This is a genomic window from Amycolatopsis rhizosphaerae, assembly GCF_007713715.1.
Classification (GTDB): domain Bacteria; phylum Actinomycetota; class Actinomycetes; order Mycobacteriales; family Pseudonocardiaceae; genus Amycolatopsis_E; species Amycolatopsis_E rhizosphaerae.
In genome coordinates, this window is the sequence record NZ_VJWX01000135.1 from 1 (window position 1) to 15,053 (window position 15,053).

A 15,053-nucleotide genomic window follows, 5' to 3' on the forward strand; every position below is an offset into this window, starting at 1 on the left:
GCAGATCGGCTGGAAGCCGATGTACGCCGTCGACGATCTCGAAGCGGCACTCGCCCGGGTGCGGGAACTCGGCGGCCGGACCGGGGAGAGCGAGCACCAACCCTACGGGCTCACCGCCGACTGCACCGACAACCAGGGCATCGAGTTCTGGCTCTGGCAGCGCCCCTGAGCGGCTCCTGAGCGACTTTTGACGTCTCAAGCCGTGGCGCGGGCGCGGACGCGGGGACGACCGAGACCGAGCCAGCACAGGCCGACCGCGAGGATGGCAGGCGGGTCGAGCAGGTTCCGGGTATCGACCACCGCGTCGCCGTGCATGAGGTCGGCGAGGTAGGACCAGTCGAGGCGGCGGAACTCGTCCCACTCGGTCAGCACGACGATCGCGTCCGCGCCCTTGGCGACCTGGTACGGGTCGTCGACCAGGCGCATCCCGGGCAGGTCGCCGCCGATCGCCGGGTCGTAGGCGGTCACCTCGGCGCCGTGCGCGGCGAGCATCGAGGTCACCGACAGCGCCGGGGAGTCGCGCAGGTCGTTGGTGCCCGCCTTGAACGCCAGGCCGAGCACCCCGATCCGGGCCCCGGCCAGGCTGCCGCCGACCGCTCCGGCGATCTTGGCGACGATCCGGTCCCGCTGGGCGATGTTCTCGCCGATCGCGGCCGACAACAGCGAGAAGTCGAAGCCGACCGACTCGGCCACCTGCACCAGCGCGTGGGTGTCCTTGGGCAGGCACGAGCCGCCCCAGCCCGGGCCGGGCTTGAGGAAGGCCCGGCCGATCCGGTGGTCGTACCCCATGCCCTCGGTGACAGACAGGATGTCCGCGCCCAGCCGTTCGCACAGTTCGGCCATGGCGTTCACATAGGACAGTTTCATCGCCAGGAAGCAGTTGGCGGCGTACTTCACCAGTTCCGCGCTCGCCGCGTCGGTGACCACGGTGGGCGCGGCGAGGTCGGCGTACAGTGCGGCGACCCGCCGCGCGGCGGCCTCGTCGTCCGAGCCGACCACGATCCGGTCGGGGTTGAGGAAGTCGCTGACCGCGGTGCCCTCCCGCAGGAACTCGGGGTTGGCCACCACCGGTACGTCGGACCGGCCGAGCCGGTCGCGGATGCGTTGCGCGGTGCCGACCGGGACCGTCGACTTGGTGATCACCACGCATCCCGGCGGAAGCGTGCCGGCGATTTCGTCCACGACCGCCTCCACCGCGCGGAGGTCGGCCGCGCCCCGCGCCCCCATCGGGGTGGGCACGCACAGGAACACCGCCTGCGCGTTCCAGACCGAGCCTCGGGAGCCCACCGCGAAGCTCAGCCGCCCGGCGGCCAGTCCGCGGGAGACCAGTTCCTCCAGCCCCGGTTCGAGGATGTCCACCCGCCCGGCGGCCAGTCTGGCCACCTTGACCTCGTCGACGTCCACGCAGGTGACCCGGTGCCCGAGGCTGGCCAGGCAGGCTCCGGTGGTGAGGCCGACGTATCCGGTACCGATCACGGTGATCCGAGCTGAGCCCATGCTGGGAAGGTGACAGCCGGAGTTGACGGCCGCGCTAACGGCAGGGGTCAGGCCCGAATACTCCACACGACGGGTGAGAAGGGCCACCACGGGCCCATGCGAACGAGCGTTAACCTGTGAGCGGCATTGCCGCCACGTCGAGAAGGGAACGATATGCGGATCACGGACACGGCAGCGATCGTCACCGGGGGTGCCTCCGGTCTCGGTGGTGCCACGGCCCAGGCGCTCGCCGCGAAGGGCGCTCGCGTCTTCGCCCTCGACCTGGCAGGCGGGATCGAAAAGGCCCCCGCCGTCGACGGCGTGACCTACGTCGAGGCCGATGTCACCGATCCGGAACAGGTCCAGGCGGCGGTGAACCAGGCCGCCGGTTCCGGCGTTCCGCTGCGGATCGTGGTCAACTGCGCCGGGATCGGCCCCTCCGCCCGCATCCTGTCCAAGCGCGGCCCGCACGACCTCAACCTGTTCCGCAAGGTCATCGAGATCAACCTGATCGGCACCTTCAACGTGATCACCCTGGCCGCCGAGGCGATCGCGAAGACCGAGCCGCTGACCGACGACGCACGCGGCGTCGTGATCAACACCGCCTCCGTCGCGGCCTTCGACGGCCAGATCGGCCAGGTCGCCTACTCGGCCTCCAAGGGCGGCGTGGTCGGCCTGACCCTGCCCTCGGCCCGTGACCTCGCCTCGCACGGCATCCGCGTGATGACCATCGCCCCCGGCATCATCGACACCCCGATGCTGGCCACCGTGAGCGACGAGTTCCGCGCCGGACTGGCCGCCGGGGTGCCCTTCCCGAAGCGCCTCGGCCGCCCGGACGAGTACGCCCAGCTGGCCGTGGACATCGTGGAGCACGACTACCTCAACGGCGAAGTGATCCGCCTCGACGGCTCGCTGCGGATGGCCCCGCGCTGACCCGCCCCGGTGCGGCCCCGGCCAGGGGCCGCACCGGCGTCAGAGATCGCCCATGTAGGGGATCTCGGCCGCCGGGCCCGACATCCACTCACGGAGGGCCTTCGTGGCCAGGACATCGTCCTCGTTGTAGCGGAGCAGCCGGTCGCGCTGGCCGGGATCCGGTTCGCCGCCGTCCATCCCGACGGCCGCCCGGTACCAGCGCATCGACGCCTCACCGCCTGCCTCCGGATCGCGCCAGGTGAACCCGGCCACCGGGGCGACCACCTTGAGCCCCTTGCCCCGGGCGCAGAGGAACTGGTCCGACACGCTGCGGAACAGGTCGACCCACTGGTCGGAGTCCACAAAGGACTGGACCTCGCGCTTGACCGGAATCCCCTCGAAATCGGCGAAGCGCTCGACCGAGCCGAACAGCCACCGGTTCTCCGCCATCGCGTTGTAGCAGTAGGCGCGGAAGGTCAGCCCCGCCGCCTCGGCCCGCCCGCGGACCTCGCGCAGCCAACCCCAGAACTCCGCGAACGATCGAGCTTCGTCCACTGTGGGCAGTGGGTCCCAGGTCACGAACGCCCGGTACCCGCGCTCGATCCCGATGTCGGCCCCGGAAAGCAGGCAACCCCACAGGTACGCGCCCGACTCGCCGAAGCTCTCCATGTCGACGTCCAGTTCGACATCGGCCCTCGGCACCACCACCTCGGGCACCTTGCGCACCACGGTCAGATCGGCGAGCCAGGCCCTCGCCAGCGCCACCGCGTCGGCGAAGGTGCCGGAGGTCCACAGGATCGGGGGCTCGTCGGCGGGATCGAGCGCGGCCAGTTTGTCCACAGTGGACACGCCAGCGCGGCGCAGTTCCACCGCGTCCTCACCGCGCACCACCAGGCTCACGTCCCGCAGCGCGCGCAAGTGCGGCTCACAGGTCACCCACCACGGGCAGGTACGGCACTCCAGGACCCGGGACGGCTCGGCCAGCACGGGCCCGCCGTTCGCCGCCGCCTGCGCCACGGCGAGACGGTCCGCGAAACGCGCGTCGTACTCGGTGAGCGCGTTGCGGCCGCCCGGCCAGGTGGGCGCGGACAGGTCGTGCCACAGCACCACGTCGGCATCGAGGCCGATCACACCGCCGAGCGGCCGCGCCGAGGCCAGGCCGAGTCCTTCCAGCATCCGCCGCAGGTGCGCCAGGCGGAGCTGGTCGCGCGGCTGCGACCGGACCTTCCGCCTGTCGTCGGCCGTCGCGTGTGCCGGGTCGAGATCGGTGGGCGCGGTGGTGATCGCCCCGGTGCCCGGGTCGGTGATCCGGTGGCGCACCACGAGCATCGGCAGGTAACCCCCGCCGTCCCGGATGAGCAGTTCCGCCCCGCCGCGCCGGTGGCCTCGGCGGTCGGCGGGCAGCAGCGCGCCCCAGATGTGACGCGCGCCCTCCTCGATCGCCCGTTCCGTCAGCGCTACGCGCTCCTCGGCGGGAAGTTCGCGCGGCACCGTGACCCACTCCCCCGCGGCGGCCTCGATCAGCCGCCGCCGGATCTCCTCCCGGTGCGCCGCCGCGTCGGCGATCCGCTGCTCGGCGGCCGGATCCGGCGGGCCGAGCGGCGTGCCACGGTGCTCGGGGGCGTGTTCGAGGTGCACCCGGCGCCGGCAACGGTGTACCGCGGCGGCGTCCAACAGCACCTCGTTCTCCATACTCCCACTGTAGAAGCCCGCACCGACGGAAAGTCACGGAGACCGCTCCCGTGCCGGACATGCCGGTCCGCCAGGTGACCAGTAAGTTCATCGCATGGCACGCAGAAAGACCCGCGAGTCCGAAGACACGGGGCTGACCCCGAAGAAGGCCCGCAACGCCGTCTCGGTGGCCAAGATCGTGGTACCCGCGGTGGCGCCCGTGCTCCTCCCCGTCGCGGTACGGGCCGCAGGCGCCGTGCGCGAGGCCTACGACCGGTACCAGGCGCGCCGCCTCGGCGTGCCGGTGGAGCGGCTTTCCGAGTTCACCGGCCGGGGCGCCGGACTGCTCGCCCGCATCGCCGGGGTCTCCGAAGCGCTCGACGAGCTGCGGAAATCCGAGCGGGCGACCGAGGACGACCGGCGGTTCGCGGCCAGGGCCCACGGCGATCTCGAGCAGCTGACCGCGGCGGTCCACGCGGCCGAACGCATGCCCTCCTCCCGTCGCAGGAGCGCGCATCACGCGATCCGCGACGAACTCGAAACCCTCGAATCCCAGCTCCTCAAGCGGCTCGGCGTCTGAGCACGGGCGCGCTGGGCCTCAGGTGATGAAGCCCTTCGCCGCCATCCAGTCGTGCGCGACCTGGCCCGCGTCCCGGCCGTCCACGTCGACCTGCTTGCACAGCTCGATCATCTGCTCGTTGTCGAGTGCCTTCGCGACCGGATCCAGCACGCCGGCCAGCGCGGGATGCTCGGCCAGGTAGGACTTCTTCATCGTGACGGCGGCGTTGTACTGCGGGAAGAACTTCTTGTCGTCCTGCAGCACGCGCAGGTGCAGGCCGGCGATGCGGCCGTCGGTGGTGAAGATCTCACCGAAGTTGCAGGTGCCGTTGGCGATCGCCGAGTAGATCGCGCCGGTGCCGAAGGTCTTGAGCGTCGTCACGGGGAACCCGTAGGCCTTCTGCACGCCCGGCATACCGTCCTGGCGGCTGGCGAACTCGGTCTCCACGCAGAACACGGCCTGGTCCGGATGCTGCTTCAGGAACGCGGTCAGATCGGAATCGCTCCGTAGACCGTGTGCCCGTGCGTACGCCTCGGTGGTCCCGAAGGCATACGTGTCGTTGACCGGCGAATAGTCCAGCCACGTGATCCCGAAGCGCCGCTCGTCGGCCGCCTTGACCGCGTCGTACTGCTGCCGCTCGTCGGGGATGGGTTGCGTGTTGCCCTGGTAGGAGATCCAACCGGTGCCGGTGTACTCCCACATCAGATCGATCTGCCCGTTGAGCAGCGCCTGGCGCGCCGAGTTCGATCCGCTGATGTTGGTCAGGTCGACCACCTTGACCCCGGCCGCGGACAGCGCCAGTTCCGCGAGGTAGCCGAGGATGATGTTCTCGGTGAAGTCCTTGGAGCCCACCGTGACGGTGAGCCCCTCCAGACTCGGCACCGGCCGGATCGAGCCCGGCCGCACCTGGTAGGGCAGCGCGGCGTTGACGTTCAGGCCGCATCCGGTCACCGACACGGTGAGCGTCACCGCCAGCACGGTCCGCAGCCACCTCGAAGCTTTCACCGCAGCCCCCTCGGGCCGAAGTACTCCTCCATCACCGCGCCCACCCAGTCCACGAGGAGCGCGAGCCCGACCGCCAGCATCGCGCCGGTGACCAGCACCGGAACCCGGTTGAGCTTGTAGCCGGTGTCGATCATTTCGCCGAGCCCGCCGCCGTTGACGAAAAAAGCGAGCGTCGCGGTGCCCACCGCGAGCACCAGCGAGGTACGCAGCCCGGCCAGGATCAGCGGGTACGCCAGCGGAAGTTCGATCCGGAACAGCACGGCCGAGGAGGACATGCCGATCCCGCGGCCGGCGTCGGTCAGCGGCGGATCCACCGCCTCGATGCCGACGATCGTGTTCCGCAGCACCGGCAGCAGTGAGTAGAACGCGATCGGCAGGACGGCGCACCAGAAGCCTTCCCAGCTGGTCCACAGGAAGAACAGCACGAGCATGCCGAGCACCGGCGCGGCCTGGCCGATGTTGGCGATGCCGAGGAACAGCGGCGCGACCCGCCGGGCCCGGGGCCGGGTGAGCAGGATGCCGAGCGGGACCGCGACGAGCACCACGATCAGCGCCACCGCGAGCGTGATCAGCAGGTGCTGCCAGGTGTCGGCGGCCAGCGTGCCGGGGTTGAGGCTGCGCTGCTCGATTGCGTCGTTGTTCCTGGTCAGTGCCCAGACCAGCACGGCACCGACGAGGACGATCACGGCGAGCGGTTGCGCGATCAGCCGGGTCCGGTCGGCCCCGCGTGAACCGGATTCGGTGTTGAAAGCGCTTTCGGGGCTGGTGCTCATGACTCCGCGTACTCCTCACGCAGGCGATGGATCGCGGCGATCACCGTGTCGAGCTCGATCATCCCGGTGTAGCGGCCGTCCAGGCCGGTGACCGGTACCGCACCACCCTCGACGAGGATCGCCTCGAGCGCGTCCTGCAGCGTGGACTGCACGGTGACGCTGTCGCTGAGCGCCCGGCCGGCGCCGGCCAGCGAGGTGGCCCGGCCGAGATCGCCGATGTGGACCCAGCGGACCGGGCGGCCTCGCTGGTCGAGGACCAGGGCGTAGGTCGCCCGCCGCTCGGCGAGGCGCGTCCGAAGTTGGGCCGGGGACTCGCCCAGGGTCGCGAGTTCGACCTCGCGGGACAGTTCCACATCGCGCACCCGCAGCAGGGTGAGTTGTTTGAGGGAGGCACCCGCGCCCACGAACCCCGCGACCGTGTCGTTCGCCGGATGCGCGAGGATCGCCTCGGGCGTGTCGTACTGCAGGATCGCGGACCGGTCGCCGAGGACGGCAATCCGGTCGCCCAGCTTCACCGCCTCGTCGAAGTCGTGGGTGACGAAGACGATCGTCTTGCGCAGCTTGGCCTGCAACCGCAGCAGCTCGTCCTGCAGGTTGCCCCGGGTGATCGGGTCGACCGCGCCGAAGGGCTCGTCCATCAGCAGGACCGGTGGATCGGCGGCCAGCGCCCTGGCCACCCCGACGCGCTGCTGCTGCCCGCCGGAGAGCTGACGGGGGTAGCGGTTCCGGAACTCCGCGGGATCCAGGCCGACGAGATCCAGCATCTCGTCGACGCGGTCGTCGATCCGCTTGCGCTCCCAGCCAAGCAGGCCCGGCACCACCGCGATGTTCTGCGCCACCGTGAAGTGCGGGAACAGCCCGGCCTGCTGGATGGCGTAGCCGATCTTGCGGCGCAGCCGGTCCGGCTCGAGTCCGAGCGCGTCCTCACCGCCGATGGTGATGCGGCCCGAGGTGGGTTCGATCAGCCGGTTGATCATCCGCATCGCGGTGGTCTTCCCGCAGCCGGAGGGGCCGACCAGGATCACCACCTCCCCGGCGGGGATGGTCATGGTCAGCTCGGACACCGCCGGCGCCTTCGTGCCCGGGTAACGCTTCGTCACGTGGTCGAGTTCGATCTCCACCCCGGAGACGGCGGGCGAACCGGACGCCGGATTCGCGGTGTTCACGATTTCAGACACGGATCCCCCTGGGCACGGTGAAACGGGTGATGAGGGCGTAGACCCCGTCGATGAGCAGCGCGAGGATGACGACGCCGAGCGTGCCGGCGAGAGCCTGGTTCGTGGCGTTCGCGCTGCCCGCGCGGGTCAGCCCGGCGAAGACCTCGGAACCGAGGCCGGGGCCCTTGGCGTAGGCGGCGATCACCGCGATGCCCATCAGCATCTGGGTGGCCACGCGCATCCCAGCGAGGATCGCGGGCCAGGCCAGCCGCAGTTCGACGCGGGTGAGCACGCCGAACCGGCTCATCCCGATGCCCCTGGCCGCTTCGGTGACCGCGGGATCGACACCGCCGAGCCCGACGATCGTGTTCCGCACGATCGGCAGTAGCGCGTAGACGACGAGCGGGATCACGCTGGGCGCGACCCCGAGGCCGACGATCGGAATGAGCAACCCGATCAGCGCGAAGGAAGGGATGGTCAGGATCGTGCTGGCCAGTGCGGTGGCCAGTGCCGAGCCGAGGGGGCTGCGGTAGACCGCGACCCCCACCAGTATCCCGATCACGGCGGCGACGAGCGTCGCCTGGACCACCTCGCTGACGTGCAGCCAGGCCTGCAGGGAAAGTCTGGGCCAGCGATCCGCCACGTACTCGAAGAGGTTCACGCGGCGTGCCCTCCCTCCCGACTCGCTCACTCGTCCGGTGCAACGAGGAGTCGTTGGTCAATGGCGAGCCAACCGTTGCTTATTTTCCGCCAACAAGCAACCAGCACCCCTGGTCGACACGGTCACAACCGGGCCTCGACGCCGTGGGTGACCAGGAGAGATATCGATTGATCACCCTTTTCCCGCGCTCGAACCCGGCGTTGTGCTCACCACACGTAACGCCGTCGCGGCGCGCCTCCACCGTCTCCTACGCTGGGCAAGTGAGCAACCAGCGAGGGCAGCGCGGCGCGTTACGCACCGCGCGGGGCTGCTTGCTGGCCGTCAGCTCCGCCGGACTGGCGATGACGGCGCATGCGCTGGCCGGCGGCGGAATGCCGGACACCGCGCTCACCCTCCTCCTCACCGCGCTCGTCGGCTGGACCGGCGCGGCACTGGCCGACCGCACGCGCGGCACCTTCGGCATCCTCGCGGTACTGGGCGTCGCCCAGCTCGGCATGCACCTCGTGCTGTCCAGCCTGATGAGCCACCAGACCGCGCCCGGCACCGGGATGTACCTGGCGCACGCCGGCGCGACCGTGCTCACGGCCCTCCTGCTGGCACATGCCGAATCGATGCTCCAGGCCGCGGTGGCCGGCCTGCGGCTGCTGCTCCCGGTCCTGCGGGGTCCGCTGCCCGTGCCGCCGGGCCCCGTGCCCGTCCCGCTTCCCGCGCCCGGCGACACCCCGCTCGTGTCCGTGGTGTTCCGCCGGGTTCACGGGCGGCGCGGGCCGCCCACCCGCTCCTGAAATTTCCCTTTCGCCCCAGCGCAATCCGCTGGCACCGACTCATTCAGGAGCATCCTTACCATGGTGATCACCCGTGCGCTGAGCACGACCGTGGCGGCCGCCGTCCTCGGTGCGGCCGCCTTCCTGGGCGCAGGCGTCGCCTCCGCCCACGTCAGCACCAATCCCGACGCGAGCACGCCGCAGAAGGGCGGCAGCGGCACCATCGTCTTCCGGGTGCCGAACGAAGAGGCCGACGCCGGCACCGTCGGTGTCGAAGTGGACTTCAAACCCGAGTACGCCATCAGCTCGGTGCGGTACCAGCCCATTCCGGGCTGGAAGGCCGAGGTGACCAAGACGACGCTGTCCACGCCGGTGAAGAACGGCAAGAACCTCGACGTGACCAACCCGGTCACCAAGATCGTGTTCACCGCGCTGCCCGGAGGCGGCATCGCCAAGGGGGACACCGAGTTCCAGGAGTTCAAGGTCACCGCCTCCACCCTGCCGTCGAACGTGGACCAGCTGGTACTGCCGGTGGTCCAGACCTATGACGGCGGCAAGGTGGTGAACTGGAACCAGGAGAGCGCCGGCGGCGCGGAGCCGGAGCACCCGGCTCCGGTCGTGGAACTCGCGGCCGCGGGCAGCGAGGGCGGCCACGATCACACCGACGCCACCGCGGCCTCGACCACGGCGGGCCCGGCCGACACCATGGACAGCACCGCCCGCTGGCTCGGCGGTGCCGGACTGATCGTCGGCGCGCTGGGCCTCGGCTTCGGCGGCGGAGCGATCCTACGAGCACGCAAGGCAGGAAAGTAGATGCTGCGCAAGGCGTTCACCACGCTCGCGCTCGCCGGGGTGGCCATGCTGGCCATGGCCACCCCGGCACTGGCGCACAACGTGCTGATCTCGACCGATCCGGGCAAGGACGCCTCGCTCGAGGCCGGGCCCGCCAGGATCACGCTCACCTTCGACGCCCCCGTCCAGGGCGGTGACATCAACCAGGTGGCGGTCGTGGGACCGGGCAACACGCAGTGGGCCGAGGGTTCGGTCGAGGTGAACAGCAACGTGGTGACCGCGCCGCTGCGGCCGCTCGGACCGGCCGGGGTCTACACCGTCGGCTACCGCATCCTGTCGGCCGACGGCCACGCGGTGACCGGTGAATACAAGTTCACCCTCACCAGGGCAGGCACCGGCACCCCGGCCAGCGCCACCGCCGCCACCGGTGCGAGCAGGCAGGGCGACTCCGGCGGGGTGCCGGTCTGGGTGTGGATCGCGGGCGCCGTGGTGCTGCTCGTGATCGGGCTCACGGTGGCCCTCCGCACCGGAGGGGGCAAGGCGAAATGACCCGGACCGAGACCGCTTCGCGGCCCCAGTTCCAGACCGTCCTGGCCGCGGGTTCCGCTGCGCTGGCGGCGGTTCTGATCGGACTCGCGCTCACCGCGACCGCCCCGATCCCCGGGGTGACGGACGTGAGCGAGGCGGTCTCGGTCGCCATCCCGGTGGTGCGGGTCGTGCTGGACCTCGCCGCGGTGACGACCGTGGGGCTCGCCCTACTGTCGGTGCTGGTGGGCTACGACCGGCCGAAGCTGACCGAGCCGGTGCTCGCGCTGACGCGGCCGGCCGCCGTCGCCGCCGCACTGGTGTGGGCGGTGGCGGCGCTGGTCACGCTGGTCCTGCAGACCGCGGAGTACCGGCCGGGTTCCGCCACGATCGGTTTCGGCGACATCTGGGACTACATCGTGCACATCGGCGCGGGCAAGGCGCTGCTCGTCGTCGCGGTGCTCGCCTTCGCGCACGCCGGGCTCGGCTTCCTCTCCCTGCGGCACGGCGAGAAGGTGCCCGCGGAGGTGCGGGTCGGGCTCGGCCTGTTCGCCCTGCTTCCGCTGCCCGTCACCGGCCACGCGTCGAACTGGAACTTCCACGACTACACGATGATCTCCATGGAGCTGCACGTGATGAGCGCCGTCGCCTGGATGGGTGGTCTCGGCGCGATGACCGTGCTGCTGGCGAACAACCGCACGCTGCTGGCCTACGCGCTGCCCCGGTTCTCCAAACTGGCCACCCTGTGCCTGATCCTGGCCACGGCGACCGGGCTGTTCAACGCGTGTGTCGAGATCCTGCTGAACCCGACGATCGGCTTCTGGACGGGCCTGTTCACCACGCCCTACGGCCAGCTTGTCCTGCTCAAGGTGCTGTGCGCGGGTGCGATCGCCCTGCTCGGCGCGAATCTGCGCTGGCGGCTGATGCCGCGGATCCTGCGGCACGAGCGCACCGCGATGGCGTCATGGGCGGGCCTCGAACTGATCGTGATGGGCCTCGCGTTCGGCTTCGCCGTGGTGCTGACCCGAGCCCCGGTGACCTGACGCAAAGTAACTGCAAATTGCAGTTAGCGACTAGCATTACGCCATTTGGGGTGACTAGTTGCGCCGAATCCCCGCATCCTGCACGTGCATTTGCACAAACGACGAGCGGTCGGGTTTTGTCGACGAGTGTCACGACTCGGTCTCGAAATCGGAGTATCCGTAACGTGGGGCGCCCTGCCGCGGTATCGAGCGGCGCCGGTCAGCGATGCCGGGTCCACGGACGGGTGGTCCGGCCCGACCGCAGATCGTCCAGCCGCCGCCTCAATTCCGCCCGCACCCCGGGGTGGCTGCGCAGGATGGGCAGCACACTGGTGGCGAGCTTCAACTCCCGCACCGTCCGGAGCACGGCGAACCCCTCCCAGGCGGTGACGTCGAAACCGTAGACGTCGGCGAGCATCCGGTACCGGCCCGCCGGATCCCCGAACCGCTCCCGGCCCACCGCGAGCGGGGTCAGATCCCACTCGGGCGGGCCGAGGCACGAGGAGTCGAAGTCGCACAGGACCGGCCCGTCCGGGCCGACGATCACGTTGCCCGGATGCGCGTCGCCGTGGATCAGCGCCCTTGGCAGCGGAAACTCCAGCTCACCCAGGGCGGATTCCGCCTCGGCGCAGCGGCGCAGCAGGAACTGCCGGTCCTCGGGCGCCAGCTCTTCGGCATCGCCGATCCGCGTCCGCACGTCCGTCAGCGGTGCCCACTCCGCCACCTCGGCGGGCACCGGCAACGCGTGCAAACGCCGGAGCAGCCGGGCGAGATCGGCAGCACCCGCGGACCGGGCCAGCGGCTCGACGTACCGCCACACCGTGGCCACGTGCTCGCCGACTCGAAGCGGCTGCACCACATCGGGCAGCAGGCGGACCGCGGGCACCCCGTGCCGTTCGAGGTGCCGCGCCACGGCGACCATGTTCCCGGCCCGGTGCCGCAGACCGCGCGAACCGACGATCCGCACCACCACGGACTCGCCGTCCAGTACGAACACCGCGTTGTTGGTGAACCGGAGCAGCCGCGCACCGCGATGGTCCAGACCGATCCCGGCACACACCCGCCGGAGCACGTCGGCCAGCTTCTCCCTCGTGAACCGCCCCTCGGGCACGGCTCCCGCGTCGCCGCGGGTCTGCTCGGCGGTCACGCCGGTGGGGAGAACGCCAGGTCAGGCCGCGAAGAACAGGCCGAGCCGCTCGGCGAGCTCACGGGCGTCCGGGTTGTTCTTGCGCTTCTCGGCCTCTTCCTTCAGCGGCGTCATGCGGTCCTTGATCCGGGCCGACTTGAGCCCCTCGGCCGCCTCCAGCGCCGCCCGGCCGACCCGCGCGCCGTGGTCGATGTCGCCCTCGAGCAGGTGGTTGGTCGCCAACGCGCCCAGGTTGAAGGTCTTGCTGCGCTGCATGTCCTCGCCGTACGCGTCGACGGCCCTGGTCAGCGCCGGGATCGCGTACTTGGTGTGCCTGAGGTCCACATTGCGCGCCAGCACCGTGTGCACGGTGCCGATCATGGCGTAGACGTCGGTCTCGTTGAAGAACTTGACCCAGTCCTCGGCCTCGGCGAGGTTCGCCCTGGCGAACTCGTCCTTGGCCAGTCCCAGCAGTTTCAGCGCCTGATCCTCGTTCTCCATCATCGCGTAGGCCCAGGCCTGGTTGGCCGCGAGCACGGCGATGGCCAGTTCGGACCCGGCCTCCTGCGCCGCGATCTGCCCCAGCTGGAACAGCTTCAGCGCGTCGTTCGGCGCCTCCTGGTGCAGGTAGACCCGGCCCATCCGGTAGAGGATGTTCGCCACCAGCGGGTTGTTGTCACCCTGCTTGGCCAGTTCCAGCGCGTTGGCGAAGTGTCCGCGCGCGGAATCCATCAGCCCGGTGTCGAACGAGGTCCAGCCCGCCAGGCTGTGCAGATCGGCGAGCGCCACGTAGAGCCTGGACTTGACCACGCTGGTCGCCGAGGAATCGAGCATCTGCTGCCCCCAGGACAGCTGCGCCACCACGGCGTCGCGGCAGAACCCGCCGCCGTACTGGTAATCGAGTGCCCGCAGCGCCCTCGTCGCTGCCTCCACCTGGCGCACGTCGGTCATCCCGATGTGCCCCGGTGCCGGCGTCCTCGCGGGACTCGCCCCCCACGCCTGCGGAGACGATCCGAAGACCGCCGCCCCCATCGTGACCTGGGCGGCATGCGCGAGGAAGTTCCGCCGTTTCACGGACTCGTCCTCCTCAGCCTGCTGCTCGTCGGCCGCGCCGACGACCTGAATCTCGGTGGCCTCGTCGTAGGCGAGGCCCATGTATCCACGGGGGACGCCCAGCCCGTCGGCGATCCGGGCCAGCACGTCATAGGCCATGACCTGCCTGCCCTTGAGGATCTCCGACACTTCGGACTGTGACTGGCCGGTCAGTGCGGCGATCTGGCGCTGGGAGATCCCCTCCTTGCGGAGGTTGCGGTAGACCGCGCTGATCTCACGGGCGGCCAATGCCTCCCGCATTTCCCGCTTCTCCCACACGTCAGAGCTGATCGGGTGTCCCTGCCGGGCATCCGCAGCGCCACTGGCGTCCATTCGCGACCCCTCACCGTCCATAGGCGTCGATTCGCAGCGTAGGCATCCCTATTCAACCGTGCGAGACGCTGTTTGCCGAGTCTGATCGGCCGGGCCGAACTATCCCGACCGTTTACCGGCGAACCCGGGCCGGTCGCCGCTATGGCGGCGGTTCGGCTTCTCTTCGAGTCCGCTTCCCCGCAATCTAGTTGTCAGGTCTGAGTGAGCGAACGGGCACTGCCCGCGATCACGCAGAGCTACGAAGACACGAACAGTCCCGGAGAGCGAAAGAGCGGAGTTGACGCGGTGGAGTTCGCAAGCTCGATCCCGGCAGCACGTCCGGCCGCCCAGGGCCCGGCACGGGTGAGCAGGCCGGCCTCCCGCTCGGCGATGCCGTCGGTCACCGACCCCCGCGCCGCCCAGGTGCGTCGTTACGAGGGCGGTCAGCTGGTGTGGCGGGTGCAGTGCGGCGACATGATCAACCGGGAACGCTGCGTCACCGTGCTCGTTCAGGACAACGAGGTGGTGCTGGTGGGACCGCCCGGAGAGACGGCGCGACTGACCGCGGGCCAACTGGGCCAGTTGCGGGCGGCGCTCAACGAAGCTGCGAAGCTGACGGAAAGGTGACGGTGAGTTTTCCGTGGATCAGATCCTTGGACAGGTCCTCCGTAATGCGGTGTGGGAGCGGCTGGACATGCTCGCCGATCTCGCCAACCGCGCCGACAGCGAGTCGCTGGTCTCGGTAGCGCGATCGGAACTGCCGCGCCTCACCGAGGGCTGGCGCGCGATGTTGTCCGCGCACGAGCCCGACGAGCGTGGCGACTGCCCCACCTGCTCGACCCGGTGGCACCGCTGCAAGGCGCCGTGCTCGGTCTGGCAGGTCGCGCACGAGCATCTGGTGGCCGGTGGACTGGCTCCGCAGCGGGTGCTGCGCCGGCCGTGGCGGCGGAACAAGTCCGCGATGCCCAGCCAGTCGCGCGGCCCGAAGCCGAGCCCGGCGGAGACCACCGGCAGGCACGCTCTCCTGCCCCAGGTCGCCACGCGCTGAACCCTCTCCCCGCCGTTCGCCGATTAATCCGCGAAACTGGGCGAGAACCCCTAGCGGACGCGGTAATCCGCAGGTATCTTGATCAAGATCTTGATCGCCGTCGACCGACCCGAGACGGCCTCCGAACTCCGCGGGCCGGTGCCGTTGCACTCCCCTCC

17 protein-coding genes are annotated in these 15,053 nt (G+C 70.3%); 9 read left to right on the plus strand and 8 right to left on the minus strand.

The features are described from left to right. A partial coding sequence (locus tag FNH05_RS39285) for a VOC family protein (RefSeq protein ID WP_425458450.1) occupies positions 1-169 on the plus strand: 169 nt, incomplete at its 5' end. 26 nt (positions 170-195) lie between these two features. On the opposite strand, the gene FNH05_RS15575 is transcribed toward FNH05_RS39285, so the two are convergent. Further along, entirely contained in the window at positions 196-1,497 is a 1,302-nt protein-coding gene (locus FNH05_RS15575; RefSeq protein ID WP_144588804.1) for a UDP-glucose dehydrogenase family protein, read from the minus strand. A 153-nt stretch (positions 1,498-1,650) separates the two neighbouring features. Between FNH05_RS15575 and FNH05_RS15580 the strand changes: the two genes are divergently transcribed. Next, a complete protein-coding gene (locus tag FNH05_RS15580) occupies positions 1,651-2,409 on the plus strand; it encodes an SDR family NAD(P)-dependent oxidoreductase (protein WP_144588806.1) in 759 nt (252 codons plus the stop codon). Positions 2,410-2,448: 39 nt separating this feature from the next. Here FNH05_RS15580 and FNH05_RS15585 read toward each other — a convergent pair whose 3' ends face one another. Then, positions 2,449-4,080, minus strand: a complete 1,632-nt coding sequence (locus FNH05_RS15585; RefSeq protein WP_144588808.1) for a TM0106 family RecB-like putative nuclease — start codon at positions 4,078-4,080, stop codon at positions 2,449-2,451. A 94-nt stretch (positions 4,081-4,174) separates the two neighbouring features. On the opposite strand from FNH05_RS15585, the gene FNH05_RS15590 reads away from it, so the two are divergent. Continuing rightward, positions 4,175-4,639, plus strand: a complete 465-nt coding sequence (locus FNH05_RS15590) for a DUF6474 family protein (RefSeq protein WP_144588810.1) — start codon at positions 4,175-4,177, stop codon at positions 4,637-4,639. An 18-nt stretch (positions 4,640-4,657) separates the two neighbouring features. Here FNH05_RS15590 and FNH05_RS15595 read toward each other — a convergent pair whose 3' ends face one another. From FNH05_RS15595 to FNH05_RS15610, 4 genes are read right to left on the minus strand one after another with little or no spacing between them, the layout of a single operon-like run. Then, complete coding sequence (locus FNH05_RS15595; protein WP_186382566.1) at positions 4,658-5,623, minus strand: glycine betaine ABC transporter substrate-binding protein; 966 nt, start codon at positions 5,621-5,623, stop codon at positions 4,658-4,660. Further along, positions 5,620-6,396 carry an ABC transporter permease gene (locus FNH05_RS15600; RefSeq protein WP_144588812.1) on the minus strand — a complete coding sequence of 259 codons (777 nt, stop codon included), beginning with the start codon at positions 6,394-6,396 and terminating at the stop codon, positions 5,620-5,622. Before FNH05_RS15600 ends, FNH05_RS15595 begins: the two co-directional genes overlap by 4 nt. Then, positions 6,393-7,574, minus strand: coding sequence for an ATP-binding cassette domain-containing protein (locus tag FNH05_RS15605; protein ID WP_246127762.1), 1,182 nt, complete (start codon positions 7,572-7,574; stop codon positions 6,393-6,395). The genes FNH05_RS15600 and FNH05_RS15605 overlap by 4 nt, the downstream gene beginning before the upstream one ends. Further along, positions 7,567-8,214 (minus strand): ABC transporter permease, encoded by a 648-nt coding sequence (locus FNH05_RS15610; RefSeq protein WP_144588814.1) that lies wholly within the window; start codon positions 8,212-8,214, stop codon positions 7,567-7,569. Before FNH05_RS15610 ends, FNH05_RS15605 begins: the two co-directional genes overlap by 8 nt. 311 nt (positions 8,215-8,525) lie before the next feature. On the opposite strand from FNH05_RS15610, the gene FNH05_RS15615 reads away from it, so the two are divergent. From FNH05_RS15615 to FNH05_RS15630, 4 genes are read left to right on the plus strand one after another with little or no spacing between them, the layout of a single operon-like run. Further along, positions 8,526-8,999: a hypothetical protein gene (locus FNH05_RS15615; protein ID WP_186382567.1), complete on the plus strand. Its 474-nt coding sequence runs from the start codon at positions 8,526-8,528 to the stop codon at positions 8,997-8,999. Between the two features lie 60 nt (positions 9,000-9,059). Continuing rightward, entirely contained in the window at positions 9,060-9,791 is a 732-nt protein-coding gene (locus tag FNH05_RS15620) for a YcnI family copper-binding membrane protein (RefSeq protein WP_144588816.1), read from the plus strand. Between the two features lie 3 nt (positions 9,792-9,794). After that, entirely contained in the window at positions 9,795-10,319 is a 525-nt protein-coding gene (locus FNH05_RS15625; RefSeq protein WP_144588832.1) for a copper resistance CopC family protein, read from the plus strand. Next, a complete protein-coding gene (locus tag FNH05_RS15630) occupies positions 10,316-11,338 on the plus strand; it encodes a copper resistance D family protein (RefSeq protein ID WP_144588818.1) in 1,023 nt (340 codons plus the stop codon). The genes FNH05_RS15625 and FNH05_RS15630 overlap by 4 nt, the downstream gene beginning before the upstream one ends. 199 nt (positions 11,339-11,537) lie before the next feature. Here FNH05_RS15630 and FNH05_RS15635 read toward each other — a convergent pair whose 3' ends face one another. Next, positions 11,538-12,464 carry an aminoglycoside phosphotransferase family protein gene (locus tag FNH05_RS15635; protein WP_246127763.1) on the minus strand — a complete coding sequence of 309 codons (927 nt, stop codon included), beginning with the start codon at positions 12,462-12,464 and terminating at the stop codon, positions 11,538-11,540. A gap of 21 nt (positions 12,465-12,485) precedes the next feature. Next, positions 12,486-13,868, minus strand: a complete 1,383-nt coding sequence (locus tag FNH05_RS15640) for a helix-turn-helix domain-containing protein (RefSeq protein ID WP_144588820.1) — start codon at positions 13,866-13,868, stop codon at positions 12,486-12,488. Positions 13,869-14,153: 285 nt separating this feature from the next. On the opposite strand from FNH05_RS15640, the gene FNH05_RS15645 reads away from it, so the two are divergent. Together FNH05_RS15645 and FNH05_RS15650 are read left to right on the plus strand one after the other, a co-directional pair. Beyond that, entirely contained in the window at positions 14,154-14,474 is a 321-nt protein-coding gene (locus FNH05_RS15645) for a hypothetical protein (protein ID WP_144588822.1), read from the plus strand. 13 nt (positions 14,475-14,487) lie between these two features. Continuing rightward, positions 14,488-14,895 carry a hypothetical protein gene (locus tag FNH05_RS15650; RefSeq protein ID WP_144588824.1) on the plus strand — a complete coding sequence of 136 codons (408 nt, stop codon included), beginning with the start codon at positions 14,488-14,490 and terminating at the stop codon, positions 14,893-14,895. Positions 14,896-15,053 lie beyond the last annotated feature (158 nt).